Source organism: Gordonia sp. YY1 (assembly GCF_009872315.1).
Taxonomy (GTDB): domain Bacteria; phylum Actinomycetota; class Actinomycetes; order Mycobacteriales; family Mycobacteriaceae; genus Gordonia; species Gordonia amicalis.
This window is the reverse complement of record NZ_WXYI01000016.1, coordinates 45,475-65,621: the sequence shown is the minus strand read 5'-3', so window position 1 is coordinate 65,621 and position 20,147 is coordinate 45,475. Positions and strand designations below refer to the sequence as shown.

The following is a 20,147-nucleotide window of genomic DNA, read 5'->3' as shown; positions in this document are numbered from 1 at the left end:
TCACACGCCTTCCTTGTTGTGGGCGTTCGAGTGGACGACCTGCTTGGCGTCGACGGACTCCGGCCCGTGCGGCGGGGTCAGGTCGACTTCGGTGAGTTCGGCGTCGCCCGAGGTGGATTCACTGGCGTCGACGAGACGGGACTTGGCGCGGCGCTCGATGAGCGACATGAGCACGAGCACCAGGATGGCGACGAACATCAGCAGCGTCGCCGCCGCGTAGGCGCCGAACTCGTTGTAGTCGTCGGTGTAGCGGGAGTGAACCAACAGGGTCAGCGTCTGGGAGACACCGGGATAGTTCGACGAGACCATGGTCACCGCACCGTATTCACCGAGCGCTCGGGCGACGGTCAGGACGATGCCGTAGGTCAGACCCCAGCGGATCGCCGGAAGGGTGATCCGCCAGAAGACCTGCCACGAGTTCGCTCCCAGCGTCGCGGCCGCCTCCTCCTGTTCGGTGCCGATCTCACGCAACACCGGTTCGACCTCACGGGCGACGAACGGCAGGGTGACGAACAGCGTGGCCAGCACCAGGCCGGGGAAGCCGAAGATGATCCGGAATCCGAGACTCTCGACGCCGCCGAACCAGCCCCCGTGGCCCCACAACAGGATCAGCGCGACACCGGCGACCACCGGCGACACCGCGAACGGCAGGTCGACGACCGCCTGCAGGAGACCCTTGCCGGGAAACCGGCCGCGGGCCAGTGCCAGCGCCGTGATCACCCCGAACACCACGTTGAGCGGCACCACGATCGCGACGATGAGCAGACTGAGCTGGAGCGCAGAGATGGCCGCGGGAGTGGTGATCCACTCCCAGAACTGGACGATGCCGTGTTCGAAGGAGCGATAGAAGATGGTGCCGACCGGGACGACCAGCAGGATGAACAGGTAGACCAGCGCGACGGTGCGCAGCCCGTACCTGGTCAGCGGTGAAACCTTCATCGGTCTGCGTCCTCCCGCTTGGACTGCCACCGGCCCGCGACACGCAGGACGAGCAGGGTGACGAAGGCAATCAGCAGCAGTACCACCGAGATCGCGGCCGCGTCGACCGGTGCGTCGATCTCGACCTGCTGCTGGATGTACTGCGACGCCACCTGGGTGTCTCCGGGAATGTTGCCGCCGATGAGCACCACCGAACCGAATTCACCGATCGCACGGGTGAACGCGAGGCCGGCACCGGTCAGGATCGCCGGCAGCAGTGCCGGCAGGACGATCTTGCGGAAGATCGTGGCGTTGTTGGCGCCGAGCACCGCAGCGGCCTCCTCGACATCGACGTCGAGTTCGATGAGCACCGGCTGTACCTGGCGCACCACGAACGGCAGGGTGACGAAGGTCAGCGCGATCACCAGTGCCGGCTTGGTGGCGTTGAGCTGGATGTCGATGGGACTGTTCGGCCCGTACAGCGACAGCAGCACGAGGCTGGCAACGATCGTCGGCAGTGCGAACGGCAGGTCGATGATCGCGTTGACGAATCCCTTACCGGGGAACTCGTCGCGCACCAGCACCCACGCGATCAGGGTGCCGAACACGACGTTGATGAGCGCGGCCACCACGGACACGAGGACCGTGATCCAGATGGCGTCCACCGCGACGGGCGCGGAGATGGCCTCCCAGAAACCGCTCCAGCCATCGTCGAAGGACTGCACCGTGATCGCGGCCAGTGGGAGCAGCACGATGATGCTGAGCCAGAGCCAGGCGATGCCGATGGTCATCGGGCTCACGCCGGCGAACGTCCGCGAGCGTCCGAGGAATCCGCGCGGCGGTCCGGCATCGGGGACCGGCGAGCCGGTGTCCGGGGCCGTGACCGGTGTTCCGACAGGATCGACCGAGGTCACTGCTTACCCCCTGAGTCGTAGATCTTGGTGATGGCGCCCTTTTTCCCGAACAGGGCGTCGTCCACGGCCTTCCAACCCGTCAGGTCCTTGCCGTCGTTCTCCTCGGCGGTTCCCTCCCCGAGTACCTGGCCGAGTTCGGCGATCGTCCACAGCTTCGCGATGTCACCCGGGAACAGGTTCCGGGTCTCGGCGATGACCGCCGGGTCGACGGGCCGGAAGCCCTGCTCGGCCCAGATTCGTTGCGCCTCCGGGGTGAACAGGAAGTCCACGAACGACCGTGCGCCGGCGAGGTCGTCGGAGGTGTTGATCACCGCGACCGGGTTCTCGATCTTGAACGTCTGCGGCGGGATCACGTACTCGACCTCATTGTTCGGACCGGCGGTGGCGTTCGCCCGGTCGAGCATGATCGCCTCGTTCTCGTAGCTGATCAGCACATCGCCCTGGCCCTGCTCGAAGGCCGTGGTGGCTTCGCGACCCGACTTGGGGACCACCTTGATGTGGTCACGCACCAGTTCGGCCACGTAGTCGAGGCCGGCCTGCGGGTTGCGACCGCCGTCGCTGATCGCGGCGTACGGTGCCAGCAGATTCCACTTCGCCGAGCCGGAGCTGCCCGGATTCGGGGTGACCACCTGCACGCCGGGCTTCAGCAGATCCGCCCAGTCGCGGATGTTCTTCGGGTTGCCCTTGCGGACCACCAGCGCGACGACCGACCCGAACGGGGTGCTGTTGTTGGGAGCCTGCTTCTTCCAGTCCTCGTCGACCAGACCCGCCTTCACCAGTCGGGTGATGTCTGGCTCGACCGAGAAGTTCACCACGTCGGCCGGAACACGACGCGCCACCTTGCGCGACTGGTCACCGGACGCGCCGTACGACGCCGAGAAGCCGATGTCACGACCCTCCGGCGTTTCGCGGAAGGCCGGGATGATCTCGTCGAAGCCGATCTTGGGGACTGCGTAGGCGACCAGATCGAGGTGTCGATCACCGCTCGAGATGTCCACTCCGCCGGGTTCGTCGGTCGATCCGCCACCGCAGCCCGCGACGACCACCATCACCGCAGCCAGCAAGGTCACCAGCACAGCGGTGCTCGCCCGACGGATGCCGCGCCGTGTGGCTGGACCAGCGCTCACTCTTCCTCCAAGACTCAACGGGACCGGTCGGTACGGGCTGTGACCGGCGGACCGAACCACGCTAGCAACCAGCGTGATCGTCATCGGATTTCAAATCAGTGAGATCGAAACTCTGCCCAGGCCACACTTGCGGGCGGCCGGCACACGTCGCGCTACTCCAGCCGCCAGTCCTCGTAGGCCCGCGGATCGTTGACCGGTTCGAGGTGTGTCGTGATGTTCAGATCGGGGACCGCGGCATGCAGATCGTCTTCGACGACCTCGGTGAGGTCATGGGCGCGCTGTACCGACCAGTCCCCCGGCACCAGCATGTGCAACTGCACGAATCTCTGGTGACCGGCCTCGCGCGTGCGGATGTCGTGGAAGACGATGCCGTCGGCGCGGTGCCGGTCGAGCACGTCGTTGATCGCGCTGCGCTGTTCTGCCGGTAGTGCGGAATCCATCAGACCGGCGCCCGACCGCCACACGAGTTGGGTGCCGACGACCATGATGTTGACGGCGACCGCGATGGCGATCAGCGGGTCGAGCGGGAGCCAACCGGTCCACGCGACCAGGAACACGCCCACGACGACGCCCACGGTCGTCCACACATCGGTCATCAGGTGCTTGCCGTCGGCCTCGAGGGTCAACGAGCGGTGTTTCCGGCCGGCGCTGATGAGAATCCAGGCCACCGCCGCGTTCAGGACCGTGGCTCCCACGGATATGCCGAGGCCGAGTCCGACTTCCTCGAGCTCACGCGGGTTGATGAGCCGGTCCACCGCGGTTGCCACGATGATGACCGCTGCGACGACGATCAGCACACCCTCGAAGACCGCCGAGAAGTACTCGGCCTTGGTGTGCCCGAAGTTGTGACGCTGGTCCGGCGGTTTCGCCGCGACCCGTAGGGCGACGAACGCACCCACCGCGGCGATGACGTTGACGATCGACTCGAGCGCGTCGGACAACAGCCCCACGGACCCGGTGACCCACCAGGCGAGCAGTTTGAGTCCGAAGACCGCGACGGCGGTCACGATGCTGAGCATTGCGAACCGTGACAGGTTCCGGCGATGGTTGCTCGTCATGATCGGCCCCGACTCAGGCCGCGAGGCCACGACGACGCAGCAGCGGCTCGATCTGCGGCTTGCGGCCGATCAGCGTCTCGTGCGACACGAGCGGGTCGACGCTGTCGCCGCGCGACAGCGTCGCCTCGGCGAACCGCCGGCCGTTCTCGCGCTCCAGGCCGCCCGAGGCGAGGAACCACTGTTCGGTCTCGGCGTCGAGGACCTCCGACCAGATGTAGCTGTAGTAACCGGCCGAGTATCCGCCGCCGAAAACGTGGTTGAAGTAGGCGCTGCGATAGCGGGGCGGGATCAGATCGGTCTGCAGACCCACCTCGGTGAGCGCCTTGGCCTCGAAGGCCTCGACATCGGTGACAGCAGCGGCCTCCTCGACCGTCAGCCGGTGCCAGGCCAGGTCCAGCGACGACGCCGCAAGGTACTCGATGGTCCCGTGTGCGGTCTCGGCGCCCGCGGATTCGCGTGCGGCAGCGGCCAGCTCGGCCGGGATCGGTTCACCGGTCGCGTGGTGCAGCGCGTAATTGGCGAGCACCTCCGGATGCAGCGCCCACATCTCGTTGACCTGAGAGGGGAACTCGACGAAGTCGCGCGGCACGGATGTCCCCGACTGCGACGGGTACTCCACCGACGACAGCAGACCGTGCAGTGCGTGTCCGAACTCGTGGAACAGGGTCGTGAGCTGATCGATGCTGAGCAGACAAGGCTGTCCCTCATCGGGTTTCGTCAGGTTCAGGACGTTCACGATGATCGGCTGGGTCTGCAACACCGACGACTGGTCGACGATGTTGTTCATCCAGGCGCCGCCGCGCTTCGACGGCCGCGCGTAGAAGTCACCGAGGAACAGGCCGATGCCGGTGCCTGCGTCGTCCCGCACCTCCCACACGCGCACGTCGGGGTGATAGACGGGCAGGCCGGTCCGTTCGACGAACTGCAGGCCGTACAGCTTGTTCGCGGCGTGGAAGACGCCCCGCGTGAGCACGGTGTCGAGTTCGCAGTAGTCGGCGAAACCGTCGAGCGGAACCGACGATCTGGCCTGCTTCTCGCGCTCGAGCCAGAAGGTCAGGTCGGCGGGACCGATCTCGACGTCGCCGGCGAACTCGGTGAGCCGCGTCAGTTCCCGACCACCGGCACGCATCGCGGACTCGTTCAGCTCACGGAGCAGGTCGTCGACCGCCGACGGGTCGGGTGCGGTCTGCTCGGCGATCACGAACTCGGCATGGTCGCGGTAACCGAGGAGCTCGGCGCGGCGGGCACGCAGACGCACGATCTCGAGGACGAGGTCACGGGTGTCGTGGTCGTTGCCGCGCGAGCAGCGGTTCACCGACGCATCGAAGACCCGCTGACGCAGAGCGGGGTTCGTCAGCTCGGTGAGCACGGACTGACTGGTCGGCAGTTCCAGGGTGATCAGGTATCCGCTGTCGTGACCGGCATCGGCGGCCGCTCGTCGGGCGGCCGTGATCTGGCCTGCGGACAACCCGTCGAGGTCGGCCGCGTCGTCGACGAGCACCGCCGACTCGTTGGTGTCGTCGAGGATCTTCTGCGAGAACGTGGTCGTGAGATACGCCAGCCGAGAGGCGATCTGACGCATCTCCTCCTGCTCCGCCGCGGGCAGACCGGCGCCGGCGCGCACCGACTCGCGGTACCGCTTGTCGAGGAGACGACGCTGCGGCTCGGTCAGGTCGAGTTCGTCGGCACGGGAGGCGAGCTCCGAGATCCGGCCGAACAGAACCGGATTCATCGCGATGGTGTTGCCGTGATCGGTGAGCAGCGTCGAGAGTTCTTGGGAGATCTCGTTGCGCTTGGGGTTGGTGTCGGGGCCGACGAGGTTGAAGAAGATCCCCGACGCGCGAGCCAGGTCACGGCCCGACAACTCCAGCGCCTCGACGGTGTTGGCGAACGTCGGCTCCGCGGGGTCGCCCGCGACGGCCTCGACCTCGGCGAGGTGCGACGCCATCGCCGCGGTGAACGCGGGCAGAAAGTCGTCGTCGGAGATCGACGCGAAGTCCGGCAGCTCGTAGGGCAGATCGCTCTGTGCCAGTACCGGATTGGTTGCGCTGTCCTGCCCCGTCATCTATTTGCCCTTCGGTTTGTCACCTGCTGCATCGGTGGAGAGCGCCGCGACGAACGCCTCCTGCGGGACGTCGACACGGCCGATCGTCTTCATCCGCTTCTTGCCTTCCTTCTGCTTCTCGAGCAGTTTGCGCTTACGGCTGATGTCGCCGCCGTAGCACTTCGCGAGCACGTCCTTGCGGATCGCCCGGATGTTCTCGCGCGCAATGATCTTCGAGCCGATGGCCGCCTGGATCGGAACCTCGAACTGCTGGCGCGGGATGAGTTCCCGGAGCTTGAGCGCCATCCGGTTGCCGTAGGCGTAGGCGGCGTCGCGGTGGACGATCGCGCTGAACGCGTCGACGGCCTCACCCTGCAGCAGGATGTCGACCTTCACCAGGTCCGCTTCCTGCTCGCCCGCCTCCTCGTAGTCGAGCGAGGCGTAACCGCGGGTCCGCGACTTCAGCGAGTCGAAGAAGTCGAAGATGATCTCCGCCATGGGCAGTGTGTAGCGGAGTTCTACGCGGGTCTCGGAGAGGTAGTCCATGCCGCCGAGCTCGCCGCGGCGCGATTGGCACAACTCCATGATGGCGCCGATGAACTCGCTCGGCGCGATCACGGTGGTCTTCACGACCGGCTCGTAGATGTGGCGGGTCTTGCCCTCCGGCCAGTCCGACGGGTTGGTGACGACGTGCTCGGAGCCGTCCTCCATCACCACGCGGTACACCACGTTGGGAGCGGTCGAGATGAGGTCCAGGTTGAACTCGCGCTCGAGACGTTCGCGGGTGATCTCCATGTGGAGCAGACCGAGGAAGCCGCACCGGAATCCGAATCCGAGCGCCACTGACGTCTCCGGCTCGTAGGTGAGCGCGGCGTCGTTGAGCTGCAGCTTCTCCAGCGCCTCACGCAGCACCGGATAGTCCGAGCCGTCCATCGGGTACAGGCCCGAGTAGACCATCGGCCGCGGTTCGCGGTAGCCGGTCAGGGCCTGGGTCGCGCCGTGGCGGGCGGTGGTGACGGTGTCACCGACCTTCGACTGCCGCACGTCCTTCACACCGGTGATGAGGTAGCCCACCTCGCCCACACCGAGACCCTGGGTGACCTTCGGTTCCGGTGACACGATGCCCACCTCGAGCAGTTCGTGCGTGGCCCCGGTCGACATCATCTGGATCTTCTCGCGCGGCACGATCTTGCCGTCGACCACACGGACGTAGGTGACGACGCCGCGGTAGGTGTCGTAGACCGAGTCGAAGATCATGGCTCGCGCCGGGGCGTCGGCGTCGCCGACGGGTGCCGGCACCTTGCGGATCACCTCGTCGAGCAGCTCCGACACGCCGACACCGGTCTTGCCCGACACCCGCAGGACGTCCTCGGGCTCACAACCCACGATGTGGGCGAGCTCGGCCGCGTAACGGTCGGGGTCGGCCGCGGGCAGGTCGATCTTGTTGAGCACCGGGATGATGGTGAGGTCGTTCTCCATCGCCAGATAGAGGTTGGCGAGGGTCTGTGCCTCGATGCCCTGGGCCGCGTCGACGAGCAGCACCGCACCCTCACACGCCTCGAGCGCACGCGACACCTCGTAGGTGAAGTCGACGTGGCCGGGGGTGTCGATGAGGTGTACGACGTAGTCGTCACCGTCGAGCTGCCAGGGCAGGCGTACGTTCTGCGCCTTGATGGTGATACCGCGCTCACGCTCGATGTCCATGCGGTCGAGGTACTGCGCCCGCATCTGGCGCTCTTCCACCACGCCGGTGAGCTGCAGCATCCGGTCGGCCAGCGTCGACTTTCCGTGGTCGATGTGGGCGATGATGCAGAAGTTCCGGATGCGCGCCGGGTCGGTGAAGGTCTGGTCGGCGAAGGTGGGAATTGGAACTACTCCTCGAGGATGGACACGGGCGTTGACCACCATGTTCTCATGAGCGCCGCGAATGGTGCCCAGGCGGATGGCGGGGCGCTACCGTGGCAGCCGTGACAGCCGAGTCCGCCGAGTCAGAAAAGCCAGGGACCACCATCACCATCGTCGAGACCGACGACGTCGCCGCCGACGTCCACCGTCCCGACGGCACACCGCGCGCCACGATCGTCCTCGCGCACGGCGCCGGCGGGAACCGTTCCGCCGTCATCCTGCGCGCGCTGGCAGACGAGCTGAGTTCGCGCGGGTATGTCGTCGCCCGGATCGACCTTCCCTATCGTCGCCGCCGTCCCAAGGGACCTCCCAGTCCGTCGACGTCGCCGGCCGACCGCGACGGTATCCGCGCCGCCTGCGCGATGTTCCGGGCCGAGTCCGACGGCCCGCTGTTCGTCGGCGGTCACTCCTATGGCGGCCGCCAGGCGTCGATGGCCGTCGCCGAGGACGGGCCGGCCCTCGCCGACGGTCTCCTGCTCAGCTCCTATCCGCTGCACCCACCGGGCAAGCCCGACCGGCTGCGCACCGAACACCTGCCGTCGATCGCGGTGCCGACCCTCGTCGTCCACGGCAGCACCGACCCGTTCGGAACCACCGAGGAGATGGCCGAGGCCATCGGCCTGATCGACGGGCCGACGCGGATCGTCGAACTCGAGAAGGTCGGTCACGACCTGAACCCGAAGAAGAAACCGACCGCCGCGCTGACCGCCGACGCGGTGGACGAGTTCCTGATGGGAGAAGCCGGCCTCGGATGAGAGAATCCGGGGCGTGACGAGCCGCAGCCGCCGTTCCCGCCTCCGCCCCACCGCCGAGGTCGCCCGCACGATCAGCTACAACCCCGAACTCGACGGCGACGCCGATCCCGGCGAGATCGTGTGGACGTGGGTCGCCTACGAGGACGATCCCAGCCAGGGCAAGGACCGTCCCGTTCTCGTCGTGGGTCGCAACGCCAACGCCGGGACCTCCGACGACGTACTGGGCCTGATGCTGTCGAGCAAGGACCACCACAACCCGGATTCGTCCCGCTCGCTTCGCTCCCGGCGACGGGACGACGACGACTGGTTCGCCGTCGGGACCGGCACGTGGGACTCCCAGAACCGCCCGAGCTTCGTTCGTCTCGACCGCGTCCTCGTCGTCGACGCCGACGGCATCCGCCGTGAGGGCGCCATCCTCGACCGCCGCCGCTTCGACGCGGTCGCCGACGAACTCAGGACGCGCTTCGGCTGGCGTTAGGCCAGCCGGGTGATCTCCACGACGACGTCGAGATCCGTTGCGCCGCCGCCGGTGTAGACACCCTTGAGCGGCGAGACGTCCGCATAGTCGCGGCCCACGCCCACCGACACGTGCTGTTCGGTGATCGGGGTGTCGTTGGTCGGGTCGTAGCCCCACCAGCCGCCGGTCCACGCCTCGATCCACGCGTGGCTCTGGCCCTCGACCGTCTTGTCGATCGCCGCATTCGGCTTCGGGTGCAGGTACCCCGACACGTAGCGGGCGGGAATCCCCAGGCCGCGCAACATGACCAGGGTGAGATGGGCGTAGTCCTGGCAGACGCCCTTGCGTTCGTTCCAGGCGTCGACGGCGGTGGTGTGCACACCGGTGGTGCCGGGCACGTACTCCATCTCCTGGTGGACGAACCGCGAGATCGCCTCGACGGCCTCCCCGGGTGTCAGACCCTTGGCCACCTTCTTGGCCGCCGAGATCAGCTGCCGGTTCTTCGGCACATAGGTGGTGTTGGAGAGCATCTCGTCGTAGCGATCCATGACGGCCTCGCTGGTGATGACCTCCCATGTCGCCTGGTCTTCCTCGGCCGGACGCTGCCCGGCCTCGGTCTCCACCACCGACATCCCCGACACCTCGAGCTCCTCATGCGGCGCATGGAGATCGAAGGCGGTGACCGCCGTACCCCAATAGTCGGTGTAGCGGTATGACCTGGTCGCGGGGACGGTCTCGACACGATTGACGATCACGTTCTGCCGGGCGTCGCTGCGGGGCGTGATCCGCGCCTCGTTGTACGAGGAGGTGACGGGACTGTTGTACGCGAAACCGGTGGAATGGACGACGCGTAGACGCCAGCTCACAGTTCACTCTCCTCGATGACTTGGCCATCGCTGACGCGGGCGTCGGCCCACGAGACGTACGGCGACACATGGAAGTACTGCTTGGTGACCGCCTCGTTGACGGCCCGGCAGGTGTCCTGCAGATCGACGAGCCGTTCTTGCAGCCCGTCGAGCAGTTCGCCGGGTTCGAGGAACTCCAGCGAGCTCCGTGCACGGCCGAGCAGGAGTTGGGCCTCGGCCTGCGCGCCGACACGGCTGGGCCCCTTCTCGAGCTGCGCCAGATTGCGTTCGGCGACGCTGAGCGCGTGGAAGATCGACCGCGGGAACAGGCGATCGAGCAGGATGAACTCGACGATGTTCTCGGCATCGAGGACGCCGCGGTAGGTGCGCAGGAAGGTGTCGTGGCCACCCGCGGAGACCAGCACGTTGACCCATGCGGGCGACGAGGTGCGATCCCCTGCGCGCGACAACAGCATTCGGATCGTCATGTCGACGCGCTCGACGGAGCGGCCGAGCAGCAGATATCGGTAGCCGTCGTCGTGACTGAGGGTCGCGTCGGCGAGGCCGGCGAACATCGCCGCACGGTTCTTCACATACGAGAGGAACTCGTGCGGGCCGAGTCGACGCGAGCGGCGTTCGGCGGCGTCGAGCCCGTTGTAGGTGGTGTTCAGACACTCCCACAGCTCACTCGACGTGACTTCCCTTGCGCCACGTGCATTCTCGCGTGCCGCACGGATCAGGTCGACGATCGACCCGACCGCGTCGGCGTCGTAGGCGACGCGCTCGGTCAGCGTCCAGACGTCGAGTTCCTCGTCGGTCTCGGGGGCCTCGAGGCCGAGCACCTGGATGATCAGTCGCGCCTGCTGGTCGACGTCGACGGTCGTGTCCTCGAGCAGCTGATGGATCGCGACGTCGAGGATGCGCGCCATGTCGTCGGCGCGTTCCACGTACCGGCCGATCCAGTAGAGGGATTCGGCGTTGCGCGCCAACATCATCGGGGATCACCGCCCTGCTGCTGGATCATGTCGCCGAGTTGCTGACACTGCCCGCCGGACGACTGCGACCGGGATGTCGTGCCCTGCTGCTGCTGCTGGGTCTGTGTGTGGACCGGGTCGGGGGCGCTGTCGGCGGGTCGGGCCGCGGCGACGCCGCTGGAGGTGACCACCTTCGCCCCGGACAGTTCGCGTTCGGCCTCCGACGTCCGGCTGGCCAGCACCCAGGTGTCCTTGGAACCGCCACCCTGACTGGAGTTCACCACCAGCGATCCCTCCGGCAGCGCGACGCGCGTCAGCCCACCGGGCAGGACCCACACCGACTCACCGTCGTTGACGGCGAACGGACGCAGGTCGACGTGACGCGGGCGGATCTCGTCGCCGATCTTCGTCGGCACCGTCGACAACTGCACGACGGGCTGCGCGATCCAGCCGCGCGGATCGTTGCGGACTTTGCGCGCCAGCGTGTCCAGCTCCGCCTTGGTGGCCTCCGGACCGAAGACGATGCCGTATCCGCCCGATCCCTCAACGGGTTTCACGACGAGTTCGTCGATCCGGTCGAGCACTTCCTCGCATTCCTCGGGGAGCCAGCAGCGCAGGGTGTCGACGTTCTGCAGGCTGGGCTTCTCCCCGAGGTAGTACTGGATGATCTCCGGGACATAGGTGTAGATCAGCTTGTCGTCGCCCACCCCGTTGCCGACCGCACTCGAGATGACCACGTTGCCCGCGCGCGCCGCGTTGAGCAGTCCGGCGACACCCAGCATCGAATCGGGGCGGAACTGCATCGGATCGAGGAAGTCGTCGTCGATCCGGCGGTAGATGACGTCGACGCGCTGTTCGCCCTCCGTGGTCCGCATGTAGACGACGTTGTCGCGGCAGAAGAGATCTCGGCCCTCGACCAGCTCGACGCCCATCAGCCGCGCGAGCAGCGAGTGCTCGAAGTAGGCGGAGTTCGCCACACCCGGCGTCAGCACGACGATGTTCGGGTCGGCCTCGTTGAAGGCGGCCGACGCCCGCAGTGCACGCAGCAGATGGCTCGGATAGTCGGCCACCGCACGGACCCGGTGTTTGGAGAAGAGGTCGGGGAACACGCGTGCCATCGCACGACGGTTCTCGAGCACGTACGACACACCCGACGGCGAGCGCAGATTGTCCTCGAGGACACGGAAGTCGCCGTTCTCGTCCCGGATCAGGTCGATGCCGGCGACGTGGATGCGAACACCGTTGGGCGGCCGGATGTTTGCCGCCTGCCGATGGAAATGCTCACACGAGTGGACGAGGCGTTTCGGCAACACACCGTCGCGCAGGATCTCCTGTTCGCCGTAGATGTCGTCGAGGAACAACTCGAGCGCCTGCACACGCTGGGTGATACCCGCTTCGAGCTTGCTCCACTCACCGGCCGAAATCACGCGCGGCACAATGTCCAACGGGAACGGACGCTCCTTGCCGGACAGCGAGAAGGTCACGCCCTGGTCGAGGTAGGCGCGGCCCAGCGCTTCGACGCGGGCCTCGACCACATCGGACTGGTCCTCGTCGGCCATCGCCTTGTAGATGCCGCGGTAGGGCGTACGCACATCCCCCGCGGCATCGAACATCTCGTCATATGCCTTGCCGTACGGGCCTTTTGCGTATCCACCGAAGTTTCCGGTGAAGTTTCCCTCGCCACTCGACTTCGTCGGCTTGGCGGCCGATCCCGAACTCTTCGTCGCGCCGGAGCGGCCCGACGCCGATTTCCCGGACGAGCTCGACGTCGTCGTCTTCGCGGATGCGGACTTACGCGCCGCCTTCTTGGCGGGCGCACTTGTCGATGCGGGGGTCATAAAGTGCCATGGTGCCGCATAACCGCGTAATCGGCACGACGGTTGGCCACCCGTGTCGCGCAGGCACGCGACCGCAGCTCAGCGCGAGCGACGGATCGCGAGAGCGCGGCGCTTGACTCGCCGCAGGACATTGGCCGCGCGGGTCTTGACCGGTGGCCCCACCTTGGGCAGCGGCGCCGCCAGCACCATCGACGCGATCGTGTCCAGTGCCACGTCGAGCACCTCCCGGTCCGACGGCATCGGCGCGTCGGCGGCGCCCTCCGTGGGCACCTCGAGGTCGGCGAGGTCGCCGGCGACGTCGTATCCAGCGTTGCGCACCGTCTCCACCATCGTGGCCGCCTGGGCAGCGGCCCACCGCCGATGTTCGACGGTCAGCCCCTGCGGCGCGCCCGACCGCGCTTCGAACAGGATCTCACCGATCAGCTGTCCCTTGATGATGCGTTCGTAGCGACGCCATTCGATGGTCTCGGGCTGGAGGCGCTGGTTGAGACCGCGCAGGAACTCGGCCTGAGCGGCCGACAACGAACTGTTGAGACTCGGCACCGGGATGTTCAGCGGTGTGGGGTCGACGTTCATGACCCGGAGGAAGCGATCCCACAGGGTGTCGCCCGTCGCCGGCCGGCCGCGCGGCACGGTCACCACGTGCACCCGTTCGGGCCCGACGAACTTCGCCCATTTGGCGAGGATGCCGACGTGGTCCTGGAACTCCCAGAACGGTTCGTCCTCGACGAGCGGACCGGCGTCCTCGGTGGCCGTCTCGCCCACCGAGTTCGACTCCGCCGCGAAAGCCACCGCGTCGACGAACTCGTCGAAGGAGGCACGACGCTGATTCTTGACGTTCTCCTGCCACACCGAGGGGAGCTGCCTACCGAGGTCGCGGACGGTGGCGATCACGTGGACCTCGTCGGCGAACGACAGATCGGCCAGCAGCCGCTCGATCTGCTCGCTGGTTGCGGTGCTGTACAGCTCGTGGGACAGCAGTGACGTCTGCGGCCAGGCCCGCATCTGCCCGAGCAGCTTGGGCCACACGCCGGCGAAGGCCGGGTCGGCCCAGTCGAGGTAGCGCTCCGGCTGGAGGTGGACCGCGGCGTGGAAGTGATCGGAGATCACATTGCCCGGATAGAGCAGCCCCGACGTCTGCAATGCCAGGTCACGGTTGCGCCAGAGTCGATCCTGCAGGTGCGTGGTGCCGGTCTTGGGGAGACCTATGTGTACGTAAACGACGGACATGATGACTCGAGCCTAGACTTTCACGCACAGTGATTCTTTCCGGCGTGCGTCGCGCGCGCAACGGATTTTGGGCTGGCCGAACCCGGCTGGTAATGTGGTGCGCTGTTGCGGTGACGCCGTGAAGATACTTCACGCGCCGACACCGCGCGGGGCGAGCCCGGACCACCCGGTCCGCCGCCCCGACCCAGAACAGACAGTCATATCCACCAGCAACGACAGAGGTAACACGCGTGGCGAACATCAAGTCTCAGATCAAGCGCAACCGCACCAACGAGAAGAACCGGCAGCGCAACGTGTCGGTCAAGTCGGCGCTGCGTACCTCGATCCGTAGCTTCCGCGAGGCCGTCGAGGCCGGCGACAAGGCAAAGGCTGCCGAGCTCGGCCAGGCCGCGAGCCGCAAGCTCGACAAGGCCGCCAGCAAGGGTGTCATCCACGCCAACCAGGCCGCCAACAAGAAGTCGGCCATCGCTCTCGCGGTCAACAAGCTCTGAGCTGACCCACTCCGACCTCCGGGTCGCCTCGGCGCGACGCGCCGCCATATCCTCATACGTACGATCACCCCGGCAGCATCCACGCGGTTGCCGGGGTGATCGTCGTTCTCTCAACCGGTTAGGTCGCTCCCCTTCGCTGGTTGAGCCGGCCACGAGCGCAGCGAGAGCCGCTCCCCTTCGCTGGTTGAGCCGGCCACGAGCGCAGCGAGAGCCGTGTCGAAACCTCAGTTACGCCGACGCCCGTCCGGCCGGAGATCCGCGACCGCGGCCACGGCATGAGTCAGTGCGTAGTCGGCGTCGGCGGCCTGGCCCTTGACGTCGCCGTTGAGTTTGGCGACCACCCCGACCGCGCGGGCGATCGACTCCGAATCCCAGGCCTTGGCCTTGGCCTGCACGCTCTTGACCCGGTTCGGCGGCATACCCAGTTCCGACGCCGCGGCGAAGTGGTCGATCGAACCCATCGGGCGAATGCGGGCGATGGCATGTACGGCCTCGGCGAGGGCGTCGGCCAGCAGCACCCTGGGCACACCGTGGTGAAGAGCCCAGGCGAGTGACTCGAGCGCACCGGCCCGGTCACCCGTGACGGCCTTGTCGGCGACCTCGAATCCGGTGACCTCGGAGCGGCCCTGGTAGTAGAGCTGCACGGTCTCGCGGTTGACCTTGCCGCCGGTGTCGGCGACGAGCTGGGCGCAGGCGGCGGCGAGTTCACGCAGTTCGGAACCCACACTCTCGACGACCTGCTCGACGACGTCGGCGCTGACCTTCACACCGAGGGATCGGAACTCGTTGCGGACAAAGGTCATCCGGTCCGACGGCCACTTGGGCGCCGCGGTCGCATGCTCCTGTGCGCCGGCTTTCTTCAGCGCCGGAACCATCGACTTGGCGCGTCCCCCACCGTGGTGGATCACCATCAGGGTGATGCCCTCGGGCAGCGACGTCGCGGTCGCGGCGATGAGTGCCGCCGGTTCTTTGCCCGCGTCGGCGGCAGCCTCGACGACGACGATGCGCTCCTCGGCGAACAGTGAGGGACTCAGCAACTCGGCGAGTTCGTGTTCGCTGACGTCGCCGGCACGCACACGGGTCACCGGGACCGGGGCGCCTGCTTCCTTCGACGCCGCCTCGGCCACCGCGGAGATCACCCGGCCGGTGAGAAAGTCGTCGTCTCCGAGAAGCAGGTGCAGGCGATCGGTCACGTGATCATCGTGCCAGATCAGGCCGACACCCCGGCGCGCGCTGCCACGGGCGGACGACGATTCGGCGACTGCGATGCCGCCGAAGCCGACGCACCCGAATCAATCGATTGGTGATAATTTCTCGTCAAGGTGCCCCACCACTTACCTAGGACTGTCATGCGCAACCATCGCAACGGAATCCACCCACGGTGACCACCACACCCGACGAGGTGGTGAGCGCGCGGAGCGTCGCGTCCGCCGAGATCGACGATGTTCTCGCGCAATTCGGGACATCTCGGGCCGGCCTGACATCGCAGGAAGCTGCCAGGCGATCTGCCCTGTACGGCCCGAACGCGGTGCGGTCCCACCGCGTCAGCGCCTGGGCTGTCCTCGGCCGGCAACTCCGCAGTGCGATCCTCGTGCTCCTCGCTGTCACCGCAGTCATCTCGTTCTTCCTCGGTAGCAGCACCGACGCCGTCGTCATCGGAGTCATCCTCACCGCGAGCATCGGTCTGGGTTTCGCCAACGAGTACCGCGCGGAGCGGGCCACCGCGGCACTGCATTCGAATCTGCGTCACCACGCAACGGTCATGCGCGACAACCGGCCGACCGAGGTCGATGTCGCCGAACTCGTCCCGGGAGACCTCGTCGACGTGGTCCTCGGCGCCGTGGTCCCCGCCGATGTCCGACTGATATCGGCAACGGGACTCGAATGCGACGAGAGCGTGCTCACCGGCGAGTCCGAGGCCGTCGAGAAGCACGCTGCACCCGGCGCTGCCACGTCTCCGGGTGCCACTTCTGCGGGGGCCACGGACTCGGGACTGGACACCTGTGTGTTCATGGGCACGATCGTGCGGGCGGGCACGGGCACCGGGGTCGTGTTCGCGACCGGAGCGAAGACAGCGTTCGGGGACATCGCCGCGGGACTCGGCGAACGCCATCCCGACACCGACTTCCAGCGTGGTCTGCGCAAGTTCTCGAATCTGCTCCTCCGGGTCGCGATCGTGCTGATCTCCATGATCGTCGTGATCAATCTGCTCCTCGATCGCCCGTTGCTCGAATCCCTCTTGTTCGCCCTCGCCATCGCCGTGGGCATCACTCCCCAACTGTTGCCCGCGGTCGTCAGCACGAGCCTGGCCTCCGGGTCCCGGCAACTGGCCAAACGCAAGGTGCTCGTCAAACGCCTCGTGTGCATCGAGGACCTCGGCGACCTCGACATCCTGCTCACCGACAAGACCGGCACCCTGACCGAGGGGCGGATCAGTTTCGTCGACGCCGTCGACCCGTCCGGTTCGACGAGCCGCGAGACGTTCCTCTACGGACTGCTGGCGACGGAATACACCGGCGGAACCGAGCAAGTGGTCGCCGCCAACGCAATGGACTCGGCGCTGTGGGCCGCACCGGGTGCCGCGGAGGCCGGGGCGCAGCGATATGAGCGACTCGCTTCATTACCGTTCGATCACACCCGGTGCATGACGTCGGTGCTCGTCGCCGGCCCGAACGACGAACATCTGCTGATCGTGAAGGGTGCCCCCGAGAAGGTTCTGGCGCGATGTGTCGGCGTCGGGCCAGAGGCCGATGAGACGCTCACCGGCTTGTTCGCCGAGGGTGGTCGCGTCGTCGCGGTGGCCACCGCGTCGACGACCGGCAAGGCGCATATCGATCCGGCCGACGAGAACGGCCTGACCTTACGAGGCTTCCTCGTCTTCCTCGACAAGCCCAAACAGGCTGCCACCGAATCACTCAGAGAGTTGGCCGCGCTCCAGATCGAGGTCAAGATCGCGACCGGTGACAACCCGTTGGTCGCTGAGCACGTCTGTGCACAGCTCGGATTGGCCTCCGGCGGCACGATCACCGGAGCCGAGCTCGAAGGGCTCGACGACGAGGCATTCGCCGACGCGGCACAGCGTTTCACCATCTTCGCCCGTGTCCTGCCCGAACAGAAGTCACGGCTGGTCAAAGTCCTTCGGCAACACGGGCGATCGGTCGGTTTCCTCGGCGACGGCGTCAACGACGCACTCGCCCTGCACTCCGCCGATGTGGGGATCTCGGTGGACACCGCGACCGATGTCGCCAAGGACGCCGCCGACATTCTGCTCCTCGACAAGGATCTGGGCGTGCTCGCCGGCGGCGTTGCCGAGGGACGCCGGATCTTCGCCAACACCATGAAATACGTCCTGATGGGTACGTCGAGCAACTTCGGCAACATGTTCAGTGCCGCGGCCGCCTCCGCGGTGTTGACCTTCTTGCCGATGCTGCCCAGCCAGGTCCTGTTGAACAACCTTCTGTACGACTCCAGCCAGCTGGCGATACCGACCGACAAGGTCGACGACGAGCAGGTGCACGCACCATCCCACTGGGACATCGCGTTCATCCGCCGTTTCATGCTCTTCTTCGGACCGGTCAGCTCCATGTTCGACTTCCTGACGTTCGGCATCATGATCGGCCTGTTCAATGCCGGCCCGGAACTCTTCCGCACCGGCTGGTTCCTGGAGTCGATCGCAACCCAGACGCTGATCGTGTTCGCCATCCGAACACGCCGCGTGCCGTTCCTGCGCAGCAGGCCGAGTGTGCCACTGGTGCTCGCGGTGGCGGCGGTGGTAGCCGTCGCGATCGGCCTGACCGTCTCGCCGCTGGCCCATGACCTCGGCTTCACCACGCTCCCGATCGGCTTCTTCCTCGTCCTGGTGTTGCTGGTCATCGCCTACCTGGTGATCGTCGAACTCGCCAAGTTGCTCTTCTACAGCGAGCCGATACACCCGGCGCCATTCGTCCGGAAACGCGGTCTCACACACCGGATCCATCGGCGCGCGGCGCGCTTCAGCGCCGGGTAGGGCGTCAGTCGCCGAACGCCAGCCCGTTCTGCAACGCGTACAGGCTCGCCCCGACCCGATTGGACACGCCGACCTTGGCGTAGGTCCGCTCGACGTGGTTGCGTACCGTCTTCTCGCTGAGCACGAGCTTCGATGCGATCTCCCGGTTGGACAGCCCTCGCGCGACGAGTCCGAGGATCTCCCTCTCGCGCGGCGTGAGGGCATCGGTGCGTCGTGTCCGGCCGGTCGTCTGTCCTGCGGCCGTGAGAACGGCCTCGACGCAGTCGGTGTCCAGTTCGCCGCGGTCCGCCCGTCGCACCAGACGATCTGCAGCCTGCCGGGTCGTCATGGCCTCTCGGTACGGTCGCGGCTCGATCGCCGATCGATAGGCGAGCGCCGCCGCGAGAATCCGGTCGGGTCGTCCGAGGGCCTGACTCGTCAGTCCCAGCGGGTAGCCGGTTCCGTCGAGGTGTTCGTGATGGCTTCGGGCGATCTTCGCGACGTCACCGAGACCGGTGATCCTTGTCAGGACGCGGTCGGTCAGGTACGGGTGCATGCGTACGCGTTCCCATTCCGCCGAGGTCAGATCGTCCGATTTCGACCAGATCCGGCTCGACACACCGATCCGTCCGACGTCGTGGAGGTAACCCGCGCGACGGACCGCGTCGACTTCCTGTTGATCGAGACCCAGATGTCCCGCCGCAGCCTCCGCCAGGTCGGCGACACCACGTGAATGTCCCAGCGCGAAGGGACATTTCAGGTCGACGAAATCGCCGATGGCCAGCAGCAACCGATCCAGCCCGGCGTCGTCGAGGCGCACCTCGGCATCGGGCGCGATGGACAGCGCCAGGTCCCATGGATCGTCGGCGTCGTCGGGGAACAGCGCCTCCGGATCGATGACGAACGCGTCGACGACGGCGGGGTCGAAATGTCCGCCCCGGCGGCTGCGCGCCATGGCGATCGCCCCCTCGAACCCGTACATGCGGTGGTGGACTTCGGCCATGTCGGCCAGTTGCGCCACCCGCATCTCCACGGGGATCTCTGTGCCGGAGACGCCGGCCGGCATGCCTCCCCCGTCAAACCTCTCGAAGGTGTACAGGATCGCCCGCTCGACGTCGGCTCCGAGACCGATGTGGCCCGCGAGCGCGGCGGCGGACAGGCAATGGGAGTGCACCAGAGTGGTGATCTGGCCGCGCGCATCGCGGAAGAGCTCTGCCATGGTCTTCATGCGGTGTGGAAGTGACTCTCCCCGACCCAGATTGCCGAGGAGGAAGCGCAGATACGGCAGGCCCGACCAGTCCACGAGATAGGCATCGCGCCGGACGGCGATGTCGTCGCCGAACCAGCGCGCGTACTCCGCGGAGTCGGCGTGGCACCCGATCCACATCACGAGCGTCGCATAGTAGACGGTGTCCTGCGCCGAGCGGTCGAGGCCGAGCCGCCGCGCCAACCTCGTGGCGATGACCGCCGACCGCAGCATGTGCTCGACCGGTTGGCCGAGCCCCAGGTCGATCGCGACCGAGAGCCCGGCCAGCACCTCGACCCGCCGCGGCAGTACCGTCTGCGCGCTCATGGCGTTCATTGTCGCGCTCCTGGCTCGGCCGCG

General features: G+C 66.9%; 16 protein-coding genes. 4 read left to right on the top strand and 12 right to left on the bottom strand.

The genetic code is table 11. The features are described from left to right. The 6 genes from cysW to lepA all read right to left on the bottom strand — a co-directional run bounded on the left by cysW (position 1) and on the right by lepA (position 7,969). Positions 1-939, bottom strand: coding sequence for a sulfate ABC transporter permease subunit CysW (gene cysW / locus BPODLACK_RS18450; RefSeq protein ID WP_024500483.1), 939 nt, complete (start codon positions 937-939; stop codon positions 1-3). Next, positions 936-1,832 carry a sulfate ABC transporter permease subunit CysT gene (gene cysT, locus BPODLACK_RS18445; RefSeq protein WP_096274174.1) on the bottom strand — a complete coding sequence of 299 codons (897 nt, stop codon included), beginning with the start codon at positions 1,830-1,832 and terminating at the stop codon, positions 936-938. Before cysT ends, cysW begins: the two co-directional genes overlap by 4 nt. Beyond that, complete coding sequence (locus tag BPODLACK_RS18440; RefSeq protein ID WP_442903277.1) at positions 1,829-2,959, bottom strand: sulfate ABC transporter substrate-binding protein; 1,131 nt, start codon at positions 2,957-2,959, stop codon at positions 1,829-1,831. Before BPODLACK_RS18440 ends, cysT begins: the two co-directional genes overlap by 4 nt. 152 nt (positions 2,960-3,111) lie before the next feature. Next, a complete protein-coding gene (locus BPODLACK_RS18435; protein WP_024500486.1) occupies positions 3,112-4,017 on the bottom strand; it encodes a cation diffusion facilitator family transporter in 906 nt (301 codons plus the stop codon). Positions 4,018-4,030: 13 nt separating this feature from the next. Next, positions 4,031-6,082, bottom strand: a complete 2,052-nt coding sequence (locus BPODLACK_RS18430; protein ID WP_024500487.1) for a M3 family metallopeptidase — start codon at positions 6,080-6,082, stop codon at positions 4,031-4,033. After that, positions 6,083-7,969, bottom strand: coding sequence for a translation elongation factor 4 (gene lepA, locus BPODLACK_RS18425; RefSeq protein WP_006434838.1), 1,887 nt, complete (start codon positions 7,967-7,969; stop codon positions 6,083-6,085). 50 nt (positions 7,970-8,019) lie between these two features. Between lepA and BPODLACK_RS18420 the strand changes: the two genes are divergently transcribed. Together BPODLACK_RS18420 and BPODLACK_RS18415 are read left to right on the top strand one after the other, a co-directional pair. Then, positions 8,020-8,721 carry an alpha/beta hydrolase family protein gene (locus BPODLACK_RS18420; protein ID WP_024500488.1) on the top strand — a complete coding sequence of 234 codons (702 nt, stop codon included), beginning with the start codon at positions 8,020-8,022 and terminating at the stop codon, positions 8,719-8,721. 13 nt (positions 8,722-8,734) lie between these two features. After that, positions 8,735-9,199, top strand: a complete 465-nt coding sequence (locus BPODLACK_RS18415; RefSeq protein WP_024500489.1) for a type II toxin-antitoxin system PemK/MazF family toxin — start codon at positions 8,735-8,737, stop codon at positions 9,197-9,199. Here the strand turns inward: BPODLACK_RS18415 and BPODLACK_RS18410 are convergent. From BPODLACK_RS18410 to BPODLACK_RS18395, 4 genes are all read right to left on the bottom strand, one after another. Then, the gene (locus tag BPODLACK_RS18410) at positions 9,196-10,044 is read right to left on the bottom strand and encodes a transglutaminase family protein (protein ID WP_159405906.1); all 849 of its coding nucleotides are present in this window, start codon (positions 10,042-10,044) and stop codon (positions 9,196-9,198) included. The genes BPODLACK_RS18415 and BPODLACK_RS18410 overlap by 4 nt on opposite strands. Beyond that, a complete protein-coding gene (locus BPODLACK_RS18405; protein ID WP_159405905.1) occupies positions 10,041-11,018 on the bottom strand; it encodes an alpha-E domain-containing protein in 978 nt (325 codons plus the stop codon). The genes BPODLACK_RS18410 and BPODLACK_RS18405 overlap by 4 nt, the downstream gene beginning before the upstream one ends. Further along, complete coding sequence (locus tag BPODLACK_RS18400) at positions 11,015-12,835, bottom strand: circularly permuted type 2 ATP-grasp protein (RefSeq protein WP_024500492.1); 1,821 nt, start codon at positions 12,833-12,835, stop codon at positions 11,015-11,017. Before BPODLACK_RS18400 ends, BPODLACK_RS18405 begins: the two co-directional genes overlap by 4 nt. Before the next feature lie 78 nt (positions 12,836-12,913). Then, positions 12,914-14,065 carry a hypothetical protein gene (locus BPODLACK_RS18395; RefSeq protein ID WP_024500493.1) on the bottom strand — a complete coding sequence of 384 codons (1,152 nt, stop codon included), beginning with the start codon at positions 14,063-14,065 and terminating at the stop codon, positions 12,914-12,916. A gap of 230 nt (positions 14,066-14,295) precedes the next feature. Here BPODLACK_RS18395 and rpsT point away from each other — a divergent pair, with 230 nt between their 5' ends. Beyond that, the gene (gene rpsT / locus BPODLACK_RS18390; RefSeq protein ID WP_006434830.1) at positions 14,296-14,556 is read left to right on the top strand and encodes a 30S ribosomal protein S20; all 261 of its coding nucleotides are present in this window, start codon (positions 14,296-14,298) and stop codon (positions 14,554-14,556) included. 224 nt (positions 14,557-14,780) lie between these two features. Here the strand turns inward: rpsT and holA are convergent, their stop codons facing one another. Continuing rightward, positions 14,781-15,749: a DNA polymerase III subunit delta gene (gene holA, locus BPODLACK_RS18385; RefSeq protein WP_024500494.1), complete on the bottom strand. Its 969-nt coding sequence runs from the start codon at positions 15,747-15,749 to the stop codon at positions 14,781-14,783. 188 nt (positions 15,750-15,937) lie between these two features. Here holA and mgtA point away from each other — a divergent pair, with 188 nt between their 5' ends. Further along, positions 15,938-18,562 (top strand): magnesium-translocating P-type ATPase, encoded by a 2,625-nt coding sequence (gene mgtA, locus BPODLACK_RS18380; protein WP_024500495.1) that lies wholly within the window; start codon positions 15,938-15,940, stop codon positions 18,560-18,562. A 4-nt stretch (positions 18,563-18,566) separates the two neighbouring features. On the opposite strand, the gene BPODLACK_RS18375 is transcribed toward mgtA, so the two are convergent. After that, entirely contained in the window at positions 18,567-20,123 is a 1,557-nt protein-coding gene (locus BPODLACK_RS18375; RefSeq protein ID WP_024500496.1) for an HD domain-containing phosphohydrolase, read from the bottom strand. Positions 20,124-20,147 lie beyond the last annotated feature (24 nt).

Coding starts and splice junctions, on each gene's coding strand:
- BPODLACK_RS18435 (WP_024500486.1), bottom strand. CDS start 4,017: ATGACGAGCAACCATCGCCGGAACCTGTCACGGTTCGCAATGCTCAGC.
- BPODLACK_RS18375 (WP_024500496.1), bottom strand. CDS start 20,123: ATGAACGCCATGAGCGCGCAGACGGTACTGCCGCGGCGGGTCGAGGTG.
- BPODLACK_RS18400 (WP_024500492.1), bottom strand. CDS start 12,835: ATGACCCCCGCATCGACAAGTGCGCCCGCCAAGAAGGCGGCGCGTAAG.
- lepA (WP_006434838.1), bottom strand. CDS start 7,969: ATGGTGGTCAACGCCCGTGTCCATCCTCGAGGAGTAGTTCCAATTCCC.
- cysW (WP_024500483.1), bottom strand. CDS start 939: ATGAAGGTTTCACCGCTGACCAGGTACGGGCTGCGCACCGTCGCGCTG.
- BPODLACK_RS18395 (WP_024500493.1), bottom strand. CDS start 14,065: ATGTCCGTCGTTTACGTACACATAGGTCTCCCCAAGACCGGCACCACG.
- BPODLACK_RS18405 (WP_159405905.1), bottom strand. CDS start 11,018: ATGATGTTGGCGCGCAACGCCGAATCCCTCTACTGGATCGGCCGGTAC.
- BPODLACK_RS18430 (WP_024500487.1), bottom strand. CDS start 6,082: ATGACGGGGCAGGACAGCGCAACCAATCCGGTACTGGCACAGAGCGAT.